This is a genomic window from Aeromicrobium sp. WCS2018Hpa-31 (genome assembly GCF_031843905.1).
In the GTDB taxonomy this organism is placed as follows: Bacteria; Actinomycetota; Actinomycetes; order Propionibacteriales; family Nocardioidaceae; genus Aeromicrobium.
This window is the reverse complement of record NZ_JAVTJF010000003.1, coordinates 124,110-144,506: the sequence shown is the minus strand read 5'-3', so window position 1 is coordinate 144,506 and position 20,397 is coordinate 124,110. Positions and strand designations below refer to the sequence as shown.

The window sequence follows — 20,397 nt, the reverse complement described above, 5'->3', positions numbered from 1 at the left end:
ACGCTGGCCCGGGGTTGGCCTGCGAGCGACGAGAAACGCCGCCAGCGTGCGTGCATCGTGGTGCTCCGATCAGATGTCGAGGAAGCGGACGTCTTTGGCGTTGCGCTGGATGAAGGAGCGACGCTGCTCCACGTCCTCGCCCATGAGGATCGTGAACATCTCGTCGGCCATGGCGCCGTCCTCGAGCGTCACCTGGCGCAGCACGCGCTGGGCCGGGTCCATCGTGGTGTCCCACAGCTCGGAGTCGTTCATCTCGCCCAGACCCTTGTAGCGCTGCACCGGGGCCTCCTTGGGAAGGCGCTTGCCCGCCTCGGCACCGGCGGCGAGCAGACCGTCGCGCTCGCTGTCGGTGTAGGCCAGCTCGTGGGGCGAGTTCGTCCACTTGATCCTGTACAGGGGCGGCTGCGCCAGGTACACGTGGCCGCCGTCGATGAGCGGCTTCATGAACCGGAACAGCAGCGTGAGCAGCAGGGTGGAGATGTGCTGGCCGTCGACGTCGGCGTCGGCCATCAGCACGATCTTGTGGTACCTCAGCTTGGCCATGTCGAAGTCGTCGTGGACGCCGGTGCCGAGCGCGCTGATGATCGCCTGGACCTCTGCGTTCTGCAGGATCTTGTCGATGCGGGCCTTCTCGACGTTGAGGATCTTGCCGCGCAGCGGGAGGATCGCCTGCGCGTACGGGTCGCGGCCACCCTTGGCCGAGCCACCCGCCGAGTTGCCCTCGACGATGAAGATCTCGCACTCCTCGGGGTTGCGCGACTGGCAGTCGGCCAGCTTGCCCGGCAGACCACCGCCGCCCATGAGGCCCTTGCGGTTGCGGGCGAGGTCACGCGCCTTGCGCGCGGCGAGACGTGCCGTGGCGGCGTCGATCGACTTGCGCACGATGACCTTGCCCTCGGCGGGGTTCTGCTCGAACCAGGCGCCGATGTAGTCGTTGACGACCGACTGCACGTAGGAGCGGGCCTCGCTGTTGCCCAGCTTGGTCTTGGTCTGGCCCTCGAACTGCGGCTCCTCCAGCTTGATGGAGACGATCGCGGTGAGGCCCTCGCGGATGTCCTCGCCCGAGAGGTTGTCGCTGGCCTTCTTGATGAGGCCCTGCGCCGTGGCGAACTTGTTGACCGTGGTGGTCAGCGCCGCCCGGAAGCCCTCCTCGTGCGTTCCGCCCTCGTGGGTGTTGATCGTGTTGGCGAAGGTGTGCACCGACTCGGTGAAGGAGTCGTTCCACTGCATCGCGATCTCCAGCGACAGGCCCTTGGCCTCGTCCTCGGCCTCGATGGAGATGACCTCGCGGTGGATCGGCGACTTGCTGCCGACGTTGATGTGCTCGACGTAGTCGACGAGTCCGCGGTCGTAGCGGAACTGCACCTCGCGCTCGATCTCGTCGACGACCGAGTCGTCGGCGGCGGCCTCGACGGCGGCGTCGCGGTCGTCGCGCAGCCGGATCTCGAGGCCCTTGTTGAGGAAGGCCATCTCGCGGAACCGCGTCTTGAGGGTGTCGAAGCTGTACTCGACGGAGTCGAAGATCTCGGCGTTCGCGTAGAAGGTCTGCGCCGTGCCGGTCTCGTCGGTGGCCTCGCCCTTCTCGAGCTCGGCCGTGGGCACGCCGTTGTCGAACGTCTGCCGCCAGACGAAGCCGTCGCGCTTGACCACCGTGTGCATGGTCGTGCTCAGCGCGTTGACCACGGAGATGCCGACGCCGTGCAGACCGCCGGACACCTTGTAGCCGCCACCGCCGAACTTGCCACCCGCGTGCAGCGACGTGAGCACGAGCGTGACGGCGGGGATGCCCTCGGTGGGGTGGATGTCGACCGGGATGCCACGACCGTCGTCGACGACCTTGACGCCGCCGTCGGCCTGCAGCGTGACCTCGATGTGGGAGGCGTGACCGGCCAGGGCCTCGTCGACGGAGTTGTCGACGACCTCGTAGACCAGGTGGTGCAGGCCGCGCTCACCGGTGGAGCCGATGTACATGCCGGGGCGCTTGCGGACCGCCTCGAGGCCCTCGAGCACCTGGATGTTGCTGGCGTCGTAGGAGCCGGCCACCGGGCCGCCGCGCTGCAGGGCGGTTCCGCCGTCAGCAGCTCCGCCCTCGTCCGTCACGGTGTCATCGGTCACGATGTCCTCGTTCGTCGGCGCTGAGTTCTCGGGAGTCGCGGCGTCGTCTGGAGTTGTGGTCACCGAATCAGTATACGGGCGATTCTGTGGCTCCCAGCGCACTGTCCCCAGTGTCAGCCACGGACTTTTTCCGCTCAGATGCCACTGGGAGGCCACAGAGCATGCCTGGGAGCCTCGCGCAGGGTGGTCACCCATGGCCCGATCGCCCGCCGGTCCTGTTCGGGCGTCTGCGGCCACTCTGGCGTCGTTCGACGGAGGTTGCGGCCATGCGTCATCGTTGAGCCATGGCGCTCACCGAACCCGACCCGACCACGGTACCGACGCCGCAGCGTCTGGCCCGCGGCTCCGCGGTGCGGGGTCCGGCCGCCCTCACGGCCGTCGCCGCCGTGGCCCTCGGGGGCGTCCTCGTCTGGTTCGTGCTGCTGACGCCGCTCGGCCAGCGCCTCGACGAGCGCGCCATGAACACCGTGGTCGCCGGGCGCGAGACCCAGCTGCAGGTGCTGAGCGTGCTCGGCTACGTGTCGATCGGTGCCATCGGGATCGTGTCGATCGTCTGCGTGGCGCTCGCGCTGTCGCGGGGACGGGTTCCCCTGGCGGCGGGGGCCCTGACGATCATCGCCGGGGCGAACGTCACGACGCAGGTGCTCAAGCACGTGCTGCTCCAGCGTGCCGACCTCGTCGACGGCGTCGTGGCGTCCAACAGCTTCCCGAGCGGCCACACCACCGTGATCGCCTCGGGCGTCGGAGCGCTGTGCCTCGTGTCGCCGCGGTGGATGCGCCCGCTCGTGGTCCCCGTCGGCGCGTTCGCCGTCGCCCTGACCGGCGCCTCGACCGTGGTGGCCGGCTGGCACCGTCCGTCCGACGTCGTGGGCGCCGTGCTGGTCACCACCGCGTGGACGGCTGCCGTCTCCGTGCTGCTGGGCAGCGACCACGAACGGGTCCCCGGCACCTGGCTGCTCGCCCTCGTCGGGTCGATCGGTGCGATCGTCGCACTCGTCGCCATCGGCGTGCGCCCGTCGTACGGGTGGGACGGCTTCACCGACGCCGCGCTCGTGCTCGGCGCCCTGGGTGTGGCCCTCGGCCTCGGCGTCGCCGCGGCCAACCGGGTCACGCCGACGTCGTAGGACCGTGGCCGTCATAGGTAGGTGACGTACCGAACCGGGCCCGCGGAGGTAGGTGACGCACCTCTAGGCAGCGTCGTTCGGTGCGAGAGCTACCTCTGACCTCGGCCGACCGTGGCGACGCAGCCGCAGGGCGACCTGCTCTCACCCGTAGGTGTCGCGCGGGCCGCGGCCCTTCACGGAGCGGAGGCCACGCTTCCACGACGGGGCCTGGGGACCGCGCACCTCGATGCGCAGGACCGAGCCGTCGCCGAGCTCCTCGTTCAGGCGTGCCACGAGGCGCGGCGCGAGCAGACGCAGCTGGGTGGCCCAGGCCGTGGAGTCCGTCTTCACGTGCACGATGCCGTCGGCGTACCCGTCGACCGCCGAGTGCGTGGCGATCTCCGGACCGACGATCGAGGCCCAGTCGGTGAAGACGCGCTGAGCCGAGAGGCGTCCGTCCCAGCCCTGCTGGCGCACCAGGTCGCCCAGGGCGTCGGCCACCGACGACGGGTCCTCGCGACCCTTGCGCCGAGCCGGGGTGGAGCCGTGGACCCGACGCCGCCGTGGCCGGACCGGTGCGCCCGTGCCGCGGTAGGAGTCCGCGATCTCGCGCGCCAGGCCGAGCGGGTCCGGCTCCGCCGCCCCGGCGTCCGGCACGTCGGACGTGGACGGGTCCGCGGGAGTGCCGTCGTGGGGTCCGCTCACGTCGGAGCCCTCGGCGCCGGGGCCGTCCGCGCCGGGTGCGTCCTCGTCGGGGGTGTCCTCGTCGGGGGTGTCGTCGTCGGGACCGCTCACGTCACGCTCCGGTGACCTGTCCGCCGTGGACGTCGAACCGCTGCCCGGCGAGCGCCTTGGGCACGTCCTCGGCCACGGCCGCGGTCACGAGCACCTGCTCGGCGTCGCCGACCAGCTCGGCGAGCTGCTCGCGCCGACCCTGGTCGAGCTCGGCGAAGACGTCGTCGAGGATCAGCACGGGGTCGTCGCCGTCGTCGTCGCGCAAGAGCGTGAACGACGCGAGTCGCAGGGCCAGGGCGAGCGACCACGACTCGCCGTGGCTGGCGTAGCCCTTGGCGGGCAGGGTGCCGATGGCCAGCTCCACCTCGTCGCGGTGCGGACCGACGAGCGTGACCGCCCGGTCGAGCTCGTCGCGTCGACGCTCCTCGATGCCGGCCAGCAACGCCTCCCGGACCCCGGCGGGCGACTCGTCGTCGGCCGGGGTCGATGCGCGGTAGAAGGCGGTGACGTCGCGCCGGTCGGCCGCCGCCTCGGTGGCCACCGTCCGGTAGGAGTCGACGAGGAACGGTGCCAGGTCGTGCAGCAGCGCGATGCGCGCCGCCACCAGCTCGCCGCCCAGCGTCGCCAGCTTGTCGTCCCAGATATCAAGAGTCGACATGTCGACTTGTCGATTCGAGAATCGACCACTCCGCGCGGACTTCAGCAACGCGTTGCGCTGACGCAGCACCCGCTCGTAGTCGGCCTTCACGCCGGCGAGCCGCGGGGTGCGCAGCACGAGCAGCCCGTCGAGGAACCGGCGCCGGTCCGACGGGTCGCCCTTGACGAGCGCCAGGTCCTCGGGGGAGAAGGTCACCGTGCGGAGCACGCCGACCAGGTCGCGGGTGCGCGGCAGTGCGGCGCGGTTGACGCGGGCCCGGTTGGCCCGGCCCGGCGTGATCTCCAGCTCCAGGAGCGCGGTGCGATCACCCCGCACGACCTCGGCCCGCACCACCGCGCGGTCCGTGCCGGCCCGCACCAAGGGCGTGTCCGACGAGACCCGGTGCGAGTCGAGCCGCGACAGATAGTCCACGGCTTCCACCAGGTTGGTCTTGCCCTGGCCGTTCGCCCCGATGAACGCGGTGGGTCCCGGCTCCAGAACGATCTCGACCTCGGGGTAGGACCGGAAGTCGTGCAGCGAGAGACGGGCGACGTGCATGCGTCAGGAGGGGCGTGCGTCCATGTCGGCCGGGTCGTGACCGGCCTCGGACGCAGCCTGCACGGCGTGACCGCCGAACTGCTGACGCATGGCCGCGACGGCCTGCATGGCCGGCGACTCGTCCTGGCGCGACACGAACCGCGCGAACAGCGACGCCGCGATCGTGGGTGCCGGCACCGCGTGGTCGATGGCCGCCTCGACGGTCCACCGTCCCTCGCCGGAGTCCTCGGCGTAGCCGCGGATCTTCGACAGGCCGGGGTCGTCCTGCAGGGCCTTGACCAGGAGGTCGAGCAGCCAGGAGCGCACGACCGTGCCGACCCGCCAGGAGTCGAAGACGTCGGTGACGTTGTCGACCAGCTCGGCCTTCTCGAGCAGCTCGAAGCCCTCGGCGTAGGCCTGCATCATGGCGTACTCGATGCCGTTGTGGACCATCTTGGAGAAGTGCCCCGCGCCGACGCTGCCCGCGTGGACGAAGCCGGACTCACCCTCGGGCTTGAGCACGTCGAACGCGGGCTGCACCTTCGCGATGTCGTGCGCGTCGCCACCGGCCATGAGCGCGTAGCCGTTCTCCAGGCCCCACACGCCGCCGCTCACGCCGCAGTCGACGTAGCCGATGCCCTTCTCGGCGGCCAGGGCCGCGTGCTTCTCGTCGTCGGTCCAGCGGGAGTTGCCGCCGTCGACGATGACGTCGCCCTCGCCGAGCAGCCCGATGAGCTCCTCGACCGTGGCGCGGGTGATCTCGCCCGAGGGCACCATCACCCAGACGACCTTGGGCGAGGGGAGCTCGGCGACGAGCGCCTCCAGCGAGTCGACGTCGGTGACGTCGGGGTTGCGGTCGTAGCCCGTGACGGTGACACCACCGTCGCGCAGCCGGGACCGCATGTTGCCGCCCATCTTGCCGAGTCCGACGAGTCCGAGGTGCATGGATCTCCCTCCCAGGAGTCGTGGTGTGCGAGGTGGTGCGTGCAGGTCAGCCCTGCAGACGCACCGGCATGATCAGGTAGCGGAAGGCGCCGTCGGGTGAGTCGCCGATCTCGCGGACGCCCGAGATGGCGGCCGGCTTGGTGTGCTGGGTGAACGCGAGGTGCACGACCGGCTCCGACATGACGCCGAGCCCCTCGAGCAGGTAGCCGGGGTTGAACCCGATCGAGATGTCGGCGCCGTCGATGGTCGCCTCGATCGACTCAGACGCCTGCGCCTCGTCGCCGCTGCCGGCCTCGAGGAGCACCTGGCCCTCGGAGAAGGTGAGCCGGACCGGGGTGTTGCGCTCGGCGACCAGCGACACGCGCTTGACGGCGTCGACCAGGTCGGACGTGCGCACGTACGCGACCGTCTCGGCCTGTGCCTGGAACAGCTGGCGCACCCGCGGGAAGTCACCCTCGAGCAGGCGGGTGGTGGTGCGGCGGGTGCCGTTGCCCACGGTGCCCTCGAAGCCGATGAGGCCGTCGCCGGCCTCGCCCGAGGAGATCGCGATCGTGATGTCGGAGCCCGAGACCAGCGAGCGCGCGGTCTCGCCGAGCACGCGGGCCGGCACCAGGGCGTGGCCCGAGGCGTCGCCCGCCTCGGGGAACCACTGCATCTCACGCAGGCTCGCGCGGAACCGGTCGGTCGCCATCAGCGAGATGGTGGAGCCGTCGATCTCGAGCCGAACGCCGGTCAGCAGCGGCAGCATCTCGTCGCGGCCGGCCGCGGCGCTGGCCTGCGCGACCGCGGTGGCGAACTCGTCGGCCTTGATGGTCCCGGACGAGCTGGGCATCTGGGGCAGCTGCGGGTACTCCTCGACCGGCATCGTCGACAGGCTGAAGCGGGCACTGCCGCAGGAGACCTGGACCTTGGTGCCGTCGAGGCTGACGTCGATCGGCTTGGCCGGCAGCGACTTCACGATCTCGGCCAGCAGGCGACCCGAGACCAGTGCACGCCCGTCGTCGGCGACCTCGGCGGGCAGGGTCGCTCGCGTGGAGGTCTCGTAGTCGAAACCCGACAGCGTGAGGCCGTCGCCGGACGTCTCCACGAGCAGGCCGGCGAGGACCGGCACGCTCGGCCGGGTGGGCAGGCTGCGCGCGGTCCACGCCACGGCGTCGGCGAACGTGTCGCGATCGATGCGGAATCTCAAGGATCGAGGCCTTTCGGGCATGAAGAGACTAGGACTGCATCCTGCCACGGACGCGGTGGGACAGGTAGGTCGGGAGAGGACGGGTTCGGCCGTCGGGTCGGTCGTCCACATCCCACCCCGCAGGACACTCTTGCGGAGCATCCGGACATGTAACTCTCTCGTCGTCGTCGTAGCCGGTGTGGATTCGGTGGACAACCGTCGTTCGTGCAGGTCAGGTCGCGTTCGAGCCGGTGGACAGGCCTGTGCGTGGTGCGTGGACGGCCCCCCGTGCCCTGTGCAGCGCGCCGTGTCGTTCACATGTCGTTCACACCGACGTCGCGTGTGTCCACCTCGAGTCGAGACTTTCCCACAGAGTCGTCCCCAGGTGTGCATGAACGATGCGGGCGCAGCACGACGCGGCCGAAGCCCGTGCAGGGCTTCGGCCGTGAGGTGGCGACGAGGTCAGTTCTGGCGAGCCTGCTGCTTGATGCGGTTCGTCAGCTCCGTGACCTGGTTGTAGACGGCGTGCTTCTCGGCCATGAGCTTGCGGATCTTGCGATCGGCGTGCATCACGGTGGTGTGGTCACGGCCGCCGAAGTCGGCGCCGATCTTGGGCAGCGACATGTCGGTGAGCTCACGGCACAGGTACATCGCGATCTGGCGGGCGAGCACGAGGTCGCGGCTGCGGTTCGTGCCGCACAGCTCCTCGATGGAGAACTCCGAGTAGGCCGCGGTCTGGGCAAGGATCACGCCGGAGGTGATCTCGGGCTCCTCACCTTCGGCGACCAGGTCCTTGAGCACGATCTGCGCCAGCTGGAGGTCGACCGTCGTGCCCTGCAGGTTGGCGAAGGCCGTGGCGCGGATGAGGGCGCCCTCGAGCTCGCGGATGTTCGTCTGGACCTTGCTGGCGATGAACTCCAGCACGTCGGCCGGGGCGGTGAGCTTCTCGATGGCCGCCTTCTTGCGCAGGATCGCGATCCGCGTCTCGAGGTCCGGCGGCAGCATCTCGGTCTGCAGGCCCCACTCGAACCGGTTGCGCAGCCGCTCCTCGAGCGTGCGCAGGTTCTTGGGCGGGCGGTCCGACGTCATGACGATCTGCTTGTTGGCGTTGTGCAGCGCGTTGAACGTGTGGAAGAACTCGGTCTGCGTCGACTCCTTGTTCTCCAGGAACTGGATGTCGTCGACCAGCAGGACGTCGATCTCGCGGTACTTCTGACGCAGCGCCGACGTGCGGTTCTCGCGGATCGCGTTGATCACGTCGTTGGTGAACTCCTCGCTGTTGACGTAGCGCACGCGCGAGGAGGGGTAGAGGTTCAGGACGTAGTGACCGATGGCGTGCAGCAGGTGGGTCTTGCCGAGGCCGGAGTCACCGTGGATGACGAGCGGGTTGTAGGCCTTGCCGGGCGCCTCGGCCGCGGCGACGGCGGCGGCGTGGGCGAAGCGGTTGGACGAGCCGATGACGAAGTTCTCGAAGAGGTAGCGCGCGTTGAGCCGTGCCTCGTGCACGCTCGTGCGTCGCTGGTGGGGGTCGGGCTCCTGGGCCCAGCTGGGCTTGAACTCGTCGGCGTCGATCTCCTCGACGTCCTCCTCTGGCGCCGGGTTGACCAACGTCAGGGGATTTATCGACTTGTCGTCTTGTGGATTCTTCTCGAACGAATCGCGCTGCTCGTCGGGCTGTGCCGTGGCAGCCGAGGACTTCTCGCCCAGCGCCGGCTCGATCGTGACGACGAGGCGGACCTGCTCGCCGAGCTCGGCCGACAGCGCGTGCTCCAGGGCGGGTCGCACCCGCGACTCCAGCTGCGCGCGGCTCAGGTCGTCGGGCACGCCCACGATGAAGATTCCGGGGTGCCGGCTGATCGGCTCGGCGTTGTAGACCCAGACCTTCGCGCCCATCGAGAGCGTGGACACCGCCTGCTCCCACGCGGCAGAGAGGTCGGCGACCCCACTGCCCGGCCCTGAGGCTTCGGTCATGCATCTCTCCCGGATGGTGGTGTGGTCCACAAGGTTTTCCACACGGTGTGCATCCAGCTTCCCGATGGTCGCGCGCTGTGGAAAAGTCGCAGACGGGCGACGCTAGCAGCGCGGCCAAGCCTCGATCAAGCGACTTCGGAACATTCCTGTGGATCGTCCGGCGTGTCGGTTGGACCCGCTTCATCGTAGTGCCCTATGGGGTCAGTTTGACCGGCGTCCGGCGCCCCCGTACCGTGGAGCAGTCGTGCAACACGACCGTTGCCGCATGCCCACGGATCGAGATCCTCACCGCGGGCGAGCGGTGGCCGTCGATCCCCGGCCCGAAACGTCGAAGGACCTGATTCTCGTGAGCAAGCGTACGTACCAGCCGAACAACCGCCGTCGCGCCAAGAAGCACGGCTTCCGCCTGCGCATGCGCACCCGCGCGGGGCGCTCCATCCTGGCCAACCGCCGCCGCAAGGGCCGCGCGAAGCTGTCTGCCTGAGCCGTGCTCCGACGGGCCCACCGCATGCGTGAGGCAGGTGACTTCAAGGTCGCCGTCCGTCGCGGGGCGAAGGCCTCGACGCCGACCCTCGTCGCGCATCTCTCGATCGGAACCGACGGAGACACCTCCGTCGGTTTCGTCGTGTCCAAGGCCGTCGGTCCGGCCGTGGTGCGCAACCGCGTGAAGCGTCGACTGCGCCACCTGGTGGCGCCTCACCTGGTCGGTGGCACGCCGGCGTCGGTGCCGCAGGGTTCCAAGCTGGTCGTCCGTGCCCTGCCGGCGTCGGCCCGTGTCGACAGCGTGCGTCTCGGTGCCGACCTCGACCTCGCGCTGACCACGGTCGTGCGCAAGGCCGAGCAGCGGATGCCGGCCGGAGCCGGTCGATGAGGACCGTGCTGGTGGCCCTGCTGAAGGCGTATCGTTTCGCGATCAGCCCGTTGTACGGCCAGGTGTGCCGGTACTACCCGACCTGCTCGGCCTATGCTCTCGAGGCCGTCGAGACGCACGGTGCGCTGCGTGGTTCCTGGCTGGCGGCACGTCGAGTCGGACGCTGCCACCCGTGGGCCGCCGGCGGCGTCGACCCGGTCCCCCCGCGCCGTGGGTCGGGCACCCCTGATTCTCTCGCCGTCACGACGGCGACCACCCCCACCCCTGGAGAACCATGTTCGACTTCCTAGGCTCGATCGGCTCGGCCATCATGACGCCGCTGTACTACGCGGTGTCCGGCATCCTGCTGGTCTGGCACGAGCTGTTCACCCGGATCGGGCTCGACCCCGCCGGTGGCTGGTCGTGGGCACTCGCGATCGTCGGCCTCACCGTGACGATCCGTGCCCTGCTGATCCCGCTGTTCGTCAAGCAGATCAAGAGCAGCCGCAACATGCAGCTGCTGCAGCCGCACATCAAGGAGCTGCAGAAGAAGTACGGGCACGACCGGGAGCGCCTCGCCCAGGAGCAGATGAAGCTCTGGAAGGAGCACAACACCAACCCGTTCGCCTCGTGCCTGCCGCTGCTGCTGCAGATGCCGGTGTTCTTCGCCCTCTTCCGGGTGATCGACCAGGCGGCGAAGAACGGTGCCGAGGGCGCCCGCGGCTTCATGACCGAGAAGCTCGCCGAGCAGCTGCAGGACGCGATCTTCCTCGGCGGACGCATCGCCGACACGCTCGTGAACGCCACCCACGTCGAGACGCGCATCATTGCCATCGTCATGGTGATCACGATGTGTGGCACGCAGTTCCTGACGCAGCGCCAGCTGATGAGCAAGAACATGCCGCCGGACGCGCTGTCCGGTCCCTACGCCCAGCAGCAGAAAATGCTGCTGTACGTGCTGCCGTTCGTCTTCGCGATCGGTGGTGTGGCGTTCCCCGTGGGTGTGCTCATCTACTGGACCACGTCGAACTTCTGGACCATGGGCCAGCAGTTCTACGTCATCCGCAACAACCCGGCTCCCGGCACCCCGGCCTTCAAGGCCAAGCAGGAGCGCGACGTGAAGCACGGCAAGAACGTGGCCGAGGATCCCCTGAAGGAGCTGGAGAAGCCGCACCCCGGCGTGACGCGCAACCAGCCCAAGAAGCAGACCCGCAACCAGCGTGCCTCGGGATCGCGACCCAGCCCGAACAAGAAGAAGAGGAAGTGACCGGCGCATGACGGATGCAGAGAAGCTCGAGGCCGAGGGCGACATCGCTGCGGACTTCCTGGAGGAGCTGCTCGACATCGCCGACCTGGACGGCGACATCGACATGGACGTGGAGAACGACCGCGCGTCGGTCTCGATCGTCGGTGGCGACCTGGACCAGCTGGTCGGGCGTGACGGCGAGGTGCTGGAGGCCCTGCAGGAGCTGACGCGCCTCGCGGTGTACCGCGAGACCGGCGAGCGCAGCCGCCTCATGCTCGACATCGGCGGTTTCCGCTCGCAGCGTCGTACGGCGCTGGAGTCCGTGGCGGCCGGTGCCATCGAGCGGGTTCGCGCCGGCGAGCCGAGCGTGGCTCTCGACCCGATGAGCCCGTTCGAGCGCAAGGTCGTCCACGACGCCGTCGCGGCAGCCGGCCTGGTCAGCGAGTCCGAGGGCGCCGATCGTTCGCGCCACGTCGTGGTCCTGCCAGCATCGGACGACTGATCTCCGGATGACTGTTTCACGTGAAACACCCCCGCCGCCGCCCGTGGCCGCGGGGGTGTTCCATGACCAGCTGCCGTTGGTCTCCCGGTACGCCGGCATCCTCGCGACCGACGGTGTCGAGCGCGGGATGATCGGGCCCCGCGAGGTCCCCCGTCTCTGGGACCGCCACCTCGTGAACAGCGGCGTGGTGCTGCCACGCCTCCCCCAGGGAGCCACCGTGGCCGACGTCGGCTCCGGCGCCGGGCTGCCTGGTCTCGTGTGGGCCATCGGTCGGCCCGACCTGCAGGTCACCCTGATCGAGCCGCTGCTGCGACGCACGACCTTCCTGGACGAGGTCGTGGCGGAGCTCGACCTGGAGAACGTGAGGGTGGTGCGCTCGCGTGCCGAGGACGTCGACGAGACCTTCGACGTCGTGACCGCGCGCGCCGTCGCCGCCCTGGAGAAGCTGGCGAAGTGGTGCATGCCCCTGGTGAAGCCGGGAGGCGTACTGCTGGCGCTGAAGGGGCAGTCGGCGCCCGAGGAGCTGGAGGGTGCGAAGCGCACCCTCGGACGCCTCGGTGCCACCGATACGCTGATCCGGACGTACGGTGAGGTCGAGGTCCCGACGACGGTGGTGGAGGTGACGAAGTGAACGCCCATGACGGTGGAAGCGGCCTCGGCGGCGTTTCACGTGAAACACACCCCCTGCACGGCATCTCCGAGCAGGCGAGCCCGGCATCGAGCTACGCCGCCACAGCAGCCGAGACGGCCGCAGCGACGCCGCTGCCGGACGACTCGACACCCTTGGCCCGTGAGGCCCAGGACCACGTGGACCTGGCGCGCCGGGCGCGCAGCACGAGTCAGCTGCCGCGTCCGTCCTCGACCCGCGTCTTCGTCGTCGCGAACCAGAAGGGTGGCGTCGGCAAGACGACCACCGCGGTGAACGTGGCCGCTGCGCTGGCGCAGAAGGGACTGCGCATCCTCGTGGTCGACCTCGACCCCCAGGGCAACGCGTCGACGGCTCTCGACATCCCGCACAGCGAGGGCACGCCGGGGGTCTACGAGGCCCTCGTGGAGGACGTGCCGATGAGCGACCTGGTGCAGCGCGCACCCCAGCTCGACGGACTGACCGTCCTGCCGGCCACCATCGACCTCGCCGGAGCCGAGATCGAGCTCGTCTCGCTCGTGGCGCGCGAGACGCGGCTGAAGCGGGCACTGGAGACCCACCTCGACGAGCGTGAGCGCGCGGGGGACCGCATCGACTACGTGATCATCGACTGCCCGCCGTCCCTGGGTCTGCTCACGGTGAACGCGCTGGTGGCGGCACGTGAGGTCCTCATCCCGATCCAGTGCGAGTACTACGCGCTCGAGGGCCTGGGCCAGCTGGTGCGCAACATCGAGCTCGTGCGCGCCCACCTGAACCAGCGGCTGGAGATCTCGACCATCCTGCTGACCATGTACGACGCACGCACCCGCCTGTCGGCCGGCGTCGCCGAGCAGGTGCGCGAGCACTTCGGCCCGAAGGTGCTGGCCACGGCGATCCCGCGCTCGGTGCGCATCTCCGAGGCGCCCAGCTACCAGCAGACGGTCCTCACCTACGATCCCGGTTCCTCCGGGGCGTTGTCGTACCTCGAGGCGGCCCGCGAGATCGCGCAGGCCGCGCACACCAGCGAAGGGGATGCATGATGGCACCACGCCGTGGACTCGGACGAGGCCTGGAGTCGCTGATTCCCTCGACCCCTGCCGAGGCCGAGGCGTCGGGCCTGAAGGAGGTCGCGGGGGCGCGGTTCGCCGAGCTGCCCCTGGACTCCATCGTGGCGAACCCGCGCCAGCCGCGTCAGGTCTTCGACGAGCAGGACATGTCCGAGCTCGTGCACTCCATCAAGGAGGTCGGCCTGCTGCAGCCCGTGGTCGTGCGCGAGGCGTCCCCGGGCTCGTTCGAGCTGATCATGGGCGAGCGCCGGTGGAGGGCGAGCCGCCTCGCCGGCCTCGACACCATCGGCGCCATCGTGCGGGACACGACCGACGAGGACCTCCTGCGCGACGCGTTGCTGGAGAACCTGCACCGCTCACAGCTGAACCCGTTGGAGGAGGCCGCCGCGTACCAGCAGCTCCTCGAGGACTTCGGCTGCACCCAGGAGGAGCTGGCCGACCGGATCGGTCGCTCACGTCCCCAGGTCACCAACACGCTGCGTCTGATGAAGCTGCCGCCCGCGGTCCAGCGTCGTGTGGCGGCCGGTGTGCTCTCGGCGGGCCATGCTCGTGCGCTGCTCTCGGTGGGCAACCCCGAGGTGCAGGACCGGCTGGCCGCCCGGGTGGTGGCCGAGGGCATCTCGGTGCGTGCCCTCGAGGAGATCGTGAAGTTCGGTGACTCCGAGGACCAGGCCACGTCACGCTCGCGCACGCAGGGTCGCACGGTGACGGCACCTCGCCTCGCCGACCTGGCCTCGCGCCTGTCCGAGCGCTACGACACCCGGGTGAAGGTGGACCTCGGCAAGTCCAAGGGCAAGATCACGGTGGAGTTCGCGACGGTCGACGACCTCGAGCGCATCGTGGCCATGATGGACCCGCCGCGGAACCACTGATCGGCGGCCACTGAAGTCGATGTGTCGACAAATCGACAAGTCGCTTTGACTCTATAACGCTTGCACGACCGGTGCCAGTCGTCCCCAGCTGCTGCGGGGCTCGGTGGCCTTTCGGTTGCTGCGTCGCTGTGGATCGTCATACACCTGCGCCCCGAAAGGCCTCGACCGGCGGCGGGATCCAGACTCGGTCGGGCTCTCGGACCGCGGCCTCGGTGACGCAAGGTTCTGCGTTCGCGCGTGAGGGGGCGAAGGATGCTGCGTTCGCTACGGGATGCCGTCGTGAACGAAGCATCGTTCGGGCTTCCGCGCGCAAAGGCAGAATCCTGCGTCCACCGGTGGCGTCTCGTGCGGCGGGGGGTAGGGATTCTTCCTTTGCGTGGACCGTTCCACGACAAAGGAGAATCTCTGCCCGTACGGGGTCCTTTTCGTCGCCACGCTTCTTCCTTCGGGAGGCACGGTCCACGCGAAGGAAGAATCGTGCGTGGATTCCGCGCAGAGGGAGAATCGTGGCCGCGCCCCGCAGACCCAGCCGGCACGAGACCGCTGCTCCGGTCGAGGCCCTTTCGGAGACCGACCCCACGGTCAGCCGCAGCGTCCCAGCAGCGAGTGGAGGCTCACCCGGAGCGGCGCAGCAGGACGTCGAGGCGCAGTCCGCCCACCAGGTACAGGCCGCGCGTCCTCGAGGAACGACGAAGCCCCGGTGCGATGCACCGGGGCTTCGTCAGGTCAGACGCTCAGGCGCCTGCGGGTCAGGCGTACTCGGACAGCTCGCCGAGGATGGCCGATTTGGGGCGGACGCCGACGATCGACTTCACGACCTCGCCCTTGTAGTAGAGGTTCATCGTCGGCAGGCCGGTGACCCGGTACTGCGACGGGGTGACGGGGTTCGCGTCGGCGTCCATCTTGACGATGGTGAGCGCCTCGCCCTTCTCGGCGGCGATCTCCTCGAGGATCGGGGCGAGCTGGCGGCACGGGCCGCACCAGCTGGCCCAGAAGTCGACGAGCACGGGGCCGTCGGCCTTGAGGACCTTCTCGTCGAAGTCGGCGTCGGTGACGGGGGTGATGTCAGGCATGGGGTTCTCCTTCAGCAGGTGGGGTCGGGGTGGTCGGTGGGCGTGCAGGTCACTCGGCGTACTGGGCCATGGCGACGTCGGGAGCGGGCAGTCCGGCCTGCTCCATGTCGGCGAGGAACCGCTCGGCGTCGAGCGCGGCCGAGCAGCCGGTGCCGGCGGCCGTGATGGCCTGGCGGTACGTGTGGTCCACGAGGTCGCCCGCGGCGAACACACCGGGCAGGTTGGTCGCGGTGCTGCCGGGCTTCACCAGCACGTAGCCCTCGTCGTCGAGGTCGACCTGGCCGGTGAGCAGCTCCGAGCGCGGGTCGTGACCGATCGCGATGAACAGGCCCGTGGCGTCGAGGTCGCGGGTCTCGCCGGTCACCGTGTCGCGCAGCGTGATCTTCTCGAGTCGGCCCTCGCCGTGCAGCTCGGCGACCTCGGAGTTCCAGGCGAACTCGATCTTGTCGTTGGCGATGGCGCGGTCCTGCATGATCTTGGACGCGCGCAGCTCGTCGCGACGGTGCACGAGCGTGACCTTGGAGGCGAAGCGGGTGAGGAACGTGGCCTCCTCGACGGCGGAGTCGCCGCCGCCGACGACCACGATGTTCTGCTCGCGGAAGAAGAAGCCGTCGCACGTGGCGCACCAGCTGACGCCGTGGCCGGACAGCTCGTCCTCACGGTCGACGCCGAGCTTGCGGTAGCCCGAGCCCATGGCCAGCACGACCGCGTGGGCGCGGTAGGTGCTGCCGTCGGCCAGGCTCACGGTCTTGACGTCGCCGGTGAGGTCGACCGCGGTGACGTCGTCGGAGATCAGCTCGGCACCGAAGCGCTCGGCCTGCGCACGGAAGTTGTCCATGAGGGCCGGGCCCATGATGCCGTCGGGGAAGCCGGGGAAGTTCTCGACCTCGGTGGTGTTCATGAGGGCACCGCCGGCGGTGACCGAGCCCTCGAAGACGAGCGGCTCCAGGTTGGCGCGCGCCGCGTACACCGCGGCGGTGTACCCGGACGGGCCAGAGCCGATGATGATGAGGTTGCGGACGCCATCGGTGGACGACTGAGTGCTCATGGATGCCTTCTCGTAGACGGGTCTCTCCCTGTTGCAACGCAGTCTAGGTGCCGAACATTCCAGGCACCGCCGACAGCAGGGGTCAGCGTCGGCCCTGCACGGTGACCTCGCGCACCTCGCCCTGGAAGTCGCCGGGCCTGACCTCGGGGAGCCGGGTGAGCCACAGGACGATCCGCCGGGTGTACGTGCCCTCGGGGAAGCTCACGGTGACGTCGCTGCCGAGGTCGTCGAGCGCCGCGATGCGCTGCAGGTCGGCGAGCCGGGTGGGCACCTCGCCGCCAGGGCTGGAGGCGTACACCGACAACGACGTGCCGGCACCACCGAGGAGCACGCGAACCGACTCGACCTCGCGCGGGCCGCCGAGGTCGAGGACCAGCCCGACGCCGTCCTTGAGGCCGCCCAGGTCGGCGCGGTTGAAGTAGGTCGTGGTGCGCCAGGCGGTGTCGGGGTCCCCGTCGACGGCCAGCGGGACCTCGTCGGGGTTCTCCTCGCCGTCCTCTCCCTGGGGGTCGAGGTCCTGGACGTCGACCACGGGGAGCGTCTCGGCCGCGGCACGGTCCTCGCCGGCGGTGGTCCCCACCAGCGGGGCTCCCTCGTCGGTGGAACGACCCACCACGAAGGCCAGACCGGCAGCGATCAGGAGCACCATGACGATGCCCGCGACCACGAGCTTGCGGTCACCGGTCGACGTCGCCCGCCTGGCGCGGGAGACGCCCCGCTCGAAGGTCGTGGGCGGGGCCGGCTCGAAGGCCTTGGGCCGGCGGCGCGGCGGCTCCAGGCCCGGAGGTGGCCCGGCCGGCACGATCACCGGGTCGAGCCTCAGCAGGTCGGGCGACGAGATGTGCAGCGGGCTCGGGTCGTCGACCTCCGACTCGTCCTCACCGGTCAAGCGCAGGGCCCGGGCGATGTCGCCGGCCGTGCGCAGCGGGGTGCGGTGGTGCATGGGCGGGCGGCCGAGGATCCGGTCGCACACGGCGTCGACGTCGCGCGAGACGCCGGCCCTCACCTGTCGGGGCCGCAGCAGCCGTCCGTGCTCGACGGGCGCCGACCTCAGGCCGTCGACGGGAACCCCGGGCCACCGGCTCACCAGGCAGGCGTAGAGCAGCTTGCCCAGGGCCTCGACGTCCATCTGCTCGTAGGCCTGCAGGTCGTCGAAGGTGTCGCGGTGGCCGGCGGGCGCGAGGGCGGTGGCCACCCCCAGACCGACGATGCGCACGGCACCGGTCTGCTTGAGCAGCACGTGGTGCGGGGTCAGACGTCGGTGGAAGAGGTTCTTCTCGTGGGCGTGGGCCAGCGCCTCGGCGACCTCGGCGACCACGGTGGCCGCGCGGCGGTTGGGCAGCGCCGACTGGCGCAGCAGCTGGTCGAGGGGGAAGGCCCGCGCCCACTCCCGGACGACGACGTGGTGGTCGTGGTCGGACTCCACGAGGTCGAGCACGCGCAGGAAGCGGGGGTCGGTGACGGTGGTCGACTGGCGGGCGGCCTCGAGGAAGTTGTCGGCGCGCGGGTCGGTGCTCGGGAGCACCTCGATGCCGACGTTGCGCGCCAGCACGGTGTCGTGCGCACGCCAGGTGCTGGCGCCGAGCTTCTCGGTGACGAGGTCCTGCAGCACGTAGCGTCCGTCGAGCTCGTCACCGGCCCCCAGGGCCCGCCGCTCGGTCATCGCCACCTCTTCCGTGTGCGCTCCCATCGTAGGACGCGACACCTGGCCCGGTGGGCGCCACGCAGCGACGGGACGACCGGTCAGCCGACGAGGAACCCTGGTGGCGGGACGGCGGGGGTGACGAGCAGCGTCATGCCGGCCTCGGCGGGGGTCCGGTCGGCCTTGCGATGGTTGCACCGCAGGCACGCGGCCACGGCGTTCTCCCAGGTGAGCGTGCCCCCACGGCTGCGCGGGACGATGTGGTCGACGGTCTCGGCCCGGCCACCGCAGTAGCCGCACATCTTGTCGCGCGCCTTGACGGCCGACTTGGTGCACAGGTGACCCCGACGGTGCCGCCAGCGGGCCACCACGTAGCGCACCAGCCGCAGCACCTTGGGCTTGGGGAACGGACCGAACGTGCCCTCGTCCTCCTCCTCGATGACCGCCACCTCACGCACGAGCATCTTGATGGCGTGGCGCAGCGAGACGCGTTGCAGCGGCTCGTAGCTGGCATTGAGGACGAGCACGTGGTCGGCCATGGGCGCACCCTTTCCGCGACCAGGGTAGCCGCCGCGCCCGACACCGGGGGGCGAAGACGCCGTGTCGGTCAGGTGGTCAGAGCACCCAGAACAGTCCGGCCGCCGAGGGCACGAGCGAGACGAGCGCCCACGGCCAGGAGAGGTAGGGCGTCGCCGCGAGGATGGCGCGGGTCGCGATGCTGATGCCGACGGCGAGCAGGGCCGACATGACCACCAGCACGATCGCACCGCTTCGTCGGTCCTGGCCGGCGATGACCTCGGCCACCACCACGAGGCCGATGACGCCGTGGATCGCCACGACGAAGAAGCAGATGGCGGTCGTGCGCCGGCGCACCTTCTGCAGCGCGGCCGTCTCCTCGGCACTCATGGTGCGGGACACCGCGCGCCGGACGTCGCCCTCGGCCTGGTCGTTCACAGGCCCAGCGTACGACCCGGCTCAGTCGTCGCGCGTGGACCGGCCGAGGAGGCCACCGAGCAGGGCGCCCAGGCCGAACCCGACGGCCAGGGGCCGCACGTAGCCGACGTCGGCCGGCTCGACCTCGACCACGTCGTCCTCGACCCACGCCCCGTCGTCGTCGGCGACGCGGTCGCGCCCGTCCTCGCCGAGGCCCGCGCTCTCCAGCGCAGCGATCTCGGCCAAGGTCTCCTCATCGGTGCAGGCCCACGAGACGCCGTACATGACGAGACGGGAGAAGTAGTAGATCCACACGACCAGGGTCAGCGCGATCGCGAGCGACGCGACGGGCACCGAGCTGGCGCCACGGAGGATGAGACTGGCGAACTGCTTGATCAGCTCGAAGCCGACCGCCGAGAACAACGCGCCCCGCCACAGGGCGGCGGCCGGGAGGTCGGGCTTCGGCAGCAGGCGGAAGATGGCCCAGAACAGCAGGGTGCTGACCGCCACGCCGACCGCGACCGACAACAGCGTGAGCAGCACGGCGCCGAGCGGCCCGGGCAGCCCGATCGCGTCGAGGATCGTCGACCCGAGCGCGACCGGCAGACCACCGATCGACACCGACGCCACGAGCACGAGCCCCAGCACGACGAGGGTCACGAGGTCGGTGCCCTTGGCCTTGACGATGTTGCCGGCCTCGGTGGTGGGCAGGTCCAGCATCTGGTTGAGGCCGTCGCGCAGTCCGCTGACCCAGTTCAGGCCGGCGTAGAGCGCCGTGGCCAGACCGACCGTGTAGATGGCCGGGGCGTTGGACGCGATGTCGGACAGGGCGATGCGCCCGGGCGCGGGATCGACCGACACGATCCCCGGCAGCACCCCGCTGAGGGCGTCGACGAAGTCCTGCTGGGCGTCGGGGTAGACCTCGGCGAGCTGGCCGACGACCGCGAACGAGACCGCCAGGAGGGGGAAGAAGCTGAGGAAGCCGAAGTAGGTGGCGCCACCGGCGGCCAGGTTCCCGCGGCGCTGGCCGTAGTGGTCGAGCATCCGGATCACGTGGGCCAGGAACGGGCTCGCCGCAGCGATGCGCTCCTTGATGCCGGGCTTCTCGTGCGGTCCGCCCCCGTCGTCGCTCATGCTCCGACCCTAGGAGTCCTGGAGGTCCGGTGCGACTCGGTGGGCGCGGACCCGATCCCCTGCGGGGGTGCACGGGGCGCCGGGGTCCGCTAGACAGGAGACGAAACACGACCGACACCTCCTCTGCCTAGGGTGGCCACGTGAGCGACGCGCACCTCTTCGACGGCTACGGACCCGTGGCCGGGTTCGACGAG

General features: G+C 70.1%; 21 protein-coding genes. 9 read left to right on the top strand and 12 right to left on the bottom strand.

What is annotated here, in order from left to right:
* Positions 1-69 precede the first annotated feature (69 nt).
* Entirely contained in the window at positions 70-2,115 is a 2,046-nt protein-coding gene (gene gyrB, locus RQG84_RS04625; RefSeq protein WP_396135240.1) for a DNA topoisomerase (ATP-hydrolyzing) subunit B, read from the bottom strand.
* A gap of 284 nt (positions 2,116-2,399) precedes the next feature.
* Here gyrB and RQG84_RS04620 point away from each other — a divergent pair, with 284 nt between their 5' ends.
* A complete protein-coding gene (locus tag RQG84_RS04620; protein WP_311209059.1) occupies positions 2,400-3,239 on the top strand; it encodes a phosphatase PAP2 family protein in 840 nt (279 codons plus the stop codon).
* Between the two features lie 141 nt (positions 3,240-3,380).
* Here the strand turns inward: RQG84_RS04620 and RQG84_RS04615 are convergent, their stop codons facing one another.
* The 5 genes from RQG84_RS04615 to dnaA form a co-directional block, all read right to left on the bottom strand.
* Positions 3,381-4,013, bottom strand: a complete 633-nt coding sequence (locus tag RQG84_RS04615) for a DciA family protein (RefSeq protein ID WP_311209058.1) — start codon at positions 4,011-4,013, stop codon at positions 3,381-3,383.
* A 1-nt stretch (position 4,014) separates the two neighbouring features.
* A complete protein-coding gene (recF, locus tag RQG84_RS04610; protein WP_311209057.1) occupies positions 4,015-5,148 on the bottom strand; it encodes a DNA replication/repair protein RecF in 1,134 nt (377 codons plus the stop codon).
* 3 nt (positions 5,149-5,151) lie between these two features.
* Positions 5,152-6,072, bottom strand: coding sequence for a phosphogluconate dehydrogenase (NAD(+)-dependent, decarboxylating) (gene gnd, locus RQG84_RS04605; protein ID WP_055962451.1), 921 nt, complete (start codon positions 6,070-6,072; stop codon positions 5,152-5,154).
* Positions 6,073-6,118: 46 nt separating this feature from the next.
* Complete coding sequence (gene dnaN / locus RQG84_RS04600; protein ID WP_055962449.1) at positions 6,119-7,261, bottom strand: DNA polymerase III subunit beta; 1,143 nt, start codon at positions 7,259-7,261, stop codon at positions 6,119-6,121.
* Between the two features lie 441 nt (positions 7,262-7,702).
* The gene (dnaA, locus tag RQG84_RS04595; RefSeq protein ID WP_311209056.1) at positions 7,703-9,211 is read right to left on the bottom strand and encodes a chromosomal replication initiator protein DnaA; all 1,509 of its coding nucleotides are present in this window, start codon (positions 9,209-9,211) and stop codon (positions 7,703-7,705) included.
* Positions 9,212-9,557: 346 nt separating this feature from the next.
* Between dnaA and rpmH the strand changes: the two genes are divergently transcribed.
* The 8 genes from rpmH to RQG84_RS04555 are packed head-to-tail and all read left to right on the top strand — an operon-like array spanning position 9,558 to position 14,373.
* A complete protein-coding gene (gene rpmH, locus RQG84_RS04590) occupies positions 9,558-9,695 on the top strand; it encodes a 50S ribosomal protein L34 (protein WP_055962443.1) in 138 nt (45 codons plus the stop codon).
* Between the two features lie 3 nt (positions 9,696-9,698).
* Positions 9,699-10,082, top strand: coding sequence for a ribonuclease P protein component (rnpA, locus tag RQG84_RS04585; RefSeq protein WP_311209055.1), 384 nt, complete (start codon positions 9,699-9,701; stop codon positions 10,080-10,082).
* Positions 10,079-10,372 (top strand): membrane protein insertion efficiency factor YidD, encoded by a 294-nt coding sequence (gene yidD, locus RQG84_RS04580; protein ID WP_311209054.1) that lies wholly within the window; start codon positions 10,079-10,081, stop codon positions 10,370-10,372. Before rnpA ends, yidD begins: the two co-directional genes overlap by 4 nt.
* The gene (gene yidC / locus RQG84_RS04575) at positions 10,357-11,328 is read left to right on the top strand and encodes a membrane protein insertase YidC (protein ID WP_311209053.1); all 972 of its coding nucleotides are present in this window, start codon (positions 10,357-10,359) and stop codon (positions 11,326-11,328) included. Before yidD ends, yidC begins: the two co-directional genes overlap by 16 nt.
* 7 nt (positions 11,329-11,335) lie before the next feature.
* Entirely contained in the window at positions 11,336-11,809 is a 474-nt protein-coding gene (locus RQG84_RS04570; RefSeq protein WP_311209052.1) for a R3H domain-containing nucleic acid-binding protein, read from the top strand.
* Positions 11,810-11,864: 55 nt separating this feature from the next.
* On the top strand, positions 11,865-12,440 hold the full coding sequence (gene rsmG / locus RQG84_RS04565; protein ID WP_311209051.1) for a 16S rRNA (guanine(527)-N(7))-methyltransferase RsmG: 576 nt from the start codon (positions 11,865-11,867) through the stop codon (positions 12,438-12,440).
* Complete coding sequence (locus RQG84_RS04560; RefSeq protein WP_396135227.1) at positions 12,437-13,474, top strand: ParA family protein; 1,038 nt, start codon at positions 12,437-12,439, stop codon at positions 13,472-13,474. Before rsmG ends, RQG84_RS04560 begins: the two co-directional genes overlap by 4 nt.
* A complete protein-coding gene (locus tag RQG84_RS04555; protein WP_396135226.1) occupies positions 13,471-14,373 on the top strand; it encodes a ParB/RepB/Spo0J family partition protein in 903 nt (300 codons plus the stop codon). The genes RQG84_RS04560 and RQG84_RS04555 overlap by 4 nt, the downstream gene beginning before the upstream one ends.
* Before the next feature lie 749 nt (positions 14,374-15,122).
* On the opposite strand, the gene trxA is transcribed toward RQG84_RS04555, so the two are convergent.
* The 6 genes from trxA to RQG84_RS04525 form a co-directional block, all read right to left on the bottom strand.
* Positions 15,123-15,446 carry a thioredoxin gene (gene trxA / locus RQG84_RS04550; protein ID WP_055966076.1) on the bottom strand — a complete coding sequence of 108 codons (324 nt, stop codon included), beginning with the start codon at positions 15,444-15,446 and terminating at the stop codon, positions 15,123-15,125.
* A 49-nt stretch (positions 15,447-15,495) separates the two neighbouring features.
* Positions 15,496-16,494: a thioredoxin-disulfide reductase gene (gene trxB / locus RQG84_RS04545; protein WP_311209050.1), complete on the bottom strand. Its 999-nt coding sequence runs from the start codon at positions 16,492-16,494 to the stop codon at positions 15,496-15,498.
* Positions 16,495-16,576: 82 nt separating this feature from the next.
* Positions 16,577-18,157 carry a protein kinase family protein gene (locus RQG84_RS04540; RefSeq protein WP_311209049.1) on the bottom strand — a complete coding sequence of 527 codons (1,581 nt, stop codon included), beginning with the start codon at positions 18,155-18,157 and terminating at the stop codon, positions 16,577-16,579.
* Between the two features lie 80 nt (positions 18,158-18,237).
* Positions 18,238-18,675 carry an HNH endonuclease gene (locus RQG84_RS04535; RefSeq protein ID WP_056556876.1) on the bottom strand — a complete coding sequence of 146 codons (438 nt, stop codon included), beginning with the start codon at positions 18,673-18,675 and terminating at the stop codon, positions 18,238-18,240.
* 76 nt (positions 18,676-18,751) lie between these two features.
* Positions 18,752-19,090, bottom strand: a complete 339-nt coding sequence (locus RQG84_RS04530; protein ID WP_311209048.1) for a hypothetical protein — start codon at positions 19,088-19,090, stop codon at positions 18,752-18,754.
* A gap of 21 nt (positions 19,091-19,111) precedes the next feature.
* Complete coding sequence (locus tag RQG84_RS04525; RefSeq protein ID WP_311209047.1) at positions 19,112-20,203, bottom strand: YhjD/YihY/BrkB family envelope integrity protein; 1,092 nt, start codon at positions 20,201-20,203, stop codon at positions 19,112-19,114.
* Between the last annotated feature and the right edge of the window lie 194 nt (positions 20,204-20,397).

Coding starts and splice junctions, on each gene's coding strand:
- RQG84_RS04620 (WP_311209059.1), top strand. CDS start 2,400: ATGGCGCTCACCGAACCCGACCCGACCACGGTACCGACGCCGCAGCGT.
- recF (WP_311209057.1), bottom strand. CDS start 5,148: ATGCACGTCGCCCGTCTCTCGCTGCACGACTTCCGGTCCTACCCCGAG.
- gnd (WP_055962451.1), bottom strand. CDS start 6,072: ATGCACCTCGGACTCGTCGGACTCGGCAAGATGGGCGGCAACATGCGG.
- dnaA (WP_311209056.1), bottom strand. CDS start 9,211: ATGACCGAAGCCTCAGGGCCGGGCAGTGGGGTCGCCGACCTCTCTGCC.
- yidD (WP_311209054.1), top strand. CDS start 10,079: ATGAGGACCGTGCTGGTGGCCCTGCTGAAGGCGTATCGTTTCGCGATC.
- yidC (WP_311209053.1), top strand. CDS start 10,357: ATGTTCGACTTCCTAGGCTCGATCGGCTCGGCCATCATGACGCCGCTG.
- RQG84_RS04570 (WP_311209052.1), top strand. CDS start 11,336: ATGACGGATGCAGAGAAGCTCGAGGCCGAGGGCGACATCGCTGCGGAC.
- RQG84_RS04555 (WP_396135226.1), top strand. CDS start 13,471: ATGATGGCACCACGCCGTGGACTCGGACGAGGCCTGGAGTCGCTGATT.
- trxA (WP_055966076.1), bottom strand. CDS start 15,446: ATGCCTGACATCACCCCCGTCACCGACGCCGACTTCGACGAGAAGGTC.
- trxB (WP_311209050.1), bottom strand. CDS start 16,494: ATGAGCACTCAGTCGTCCACCGATGGCGTCCGCAACCTCATCATCATC.
- RQG84_RS04540 (WP_311209049.1), bottom strand. CDS start 18,157: ATGACCGAGCGGCGGGCCCTGGGGGCCGGTGACGAGCTCGACGGACGC.
- RQG84_RS04535 (WP_056556876.1), bottom strand. CDS start 18,675: ATGGCCGACCACGTGCTCGTCCTCAATGCCAGCTACGAGCCGCTGCAA.
- RQG84_RS04525 (WP_311209047.1), bottom strand. CDS start 20,203: ATGAGCGACGACGGGGGCGGACCGCACGAGAAGCCCGGCATCAAGGAG.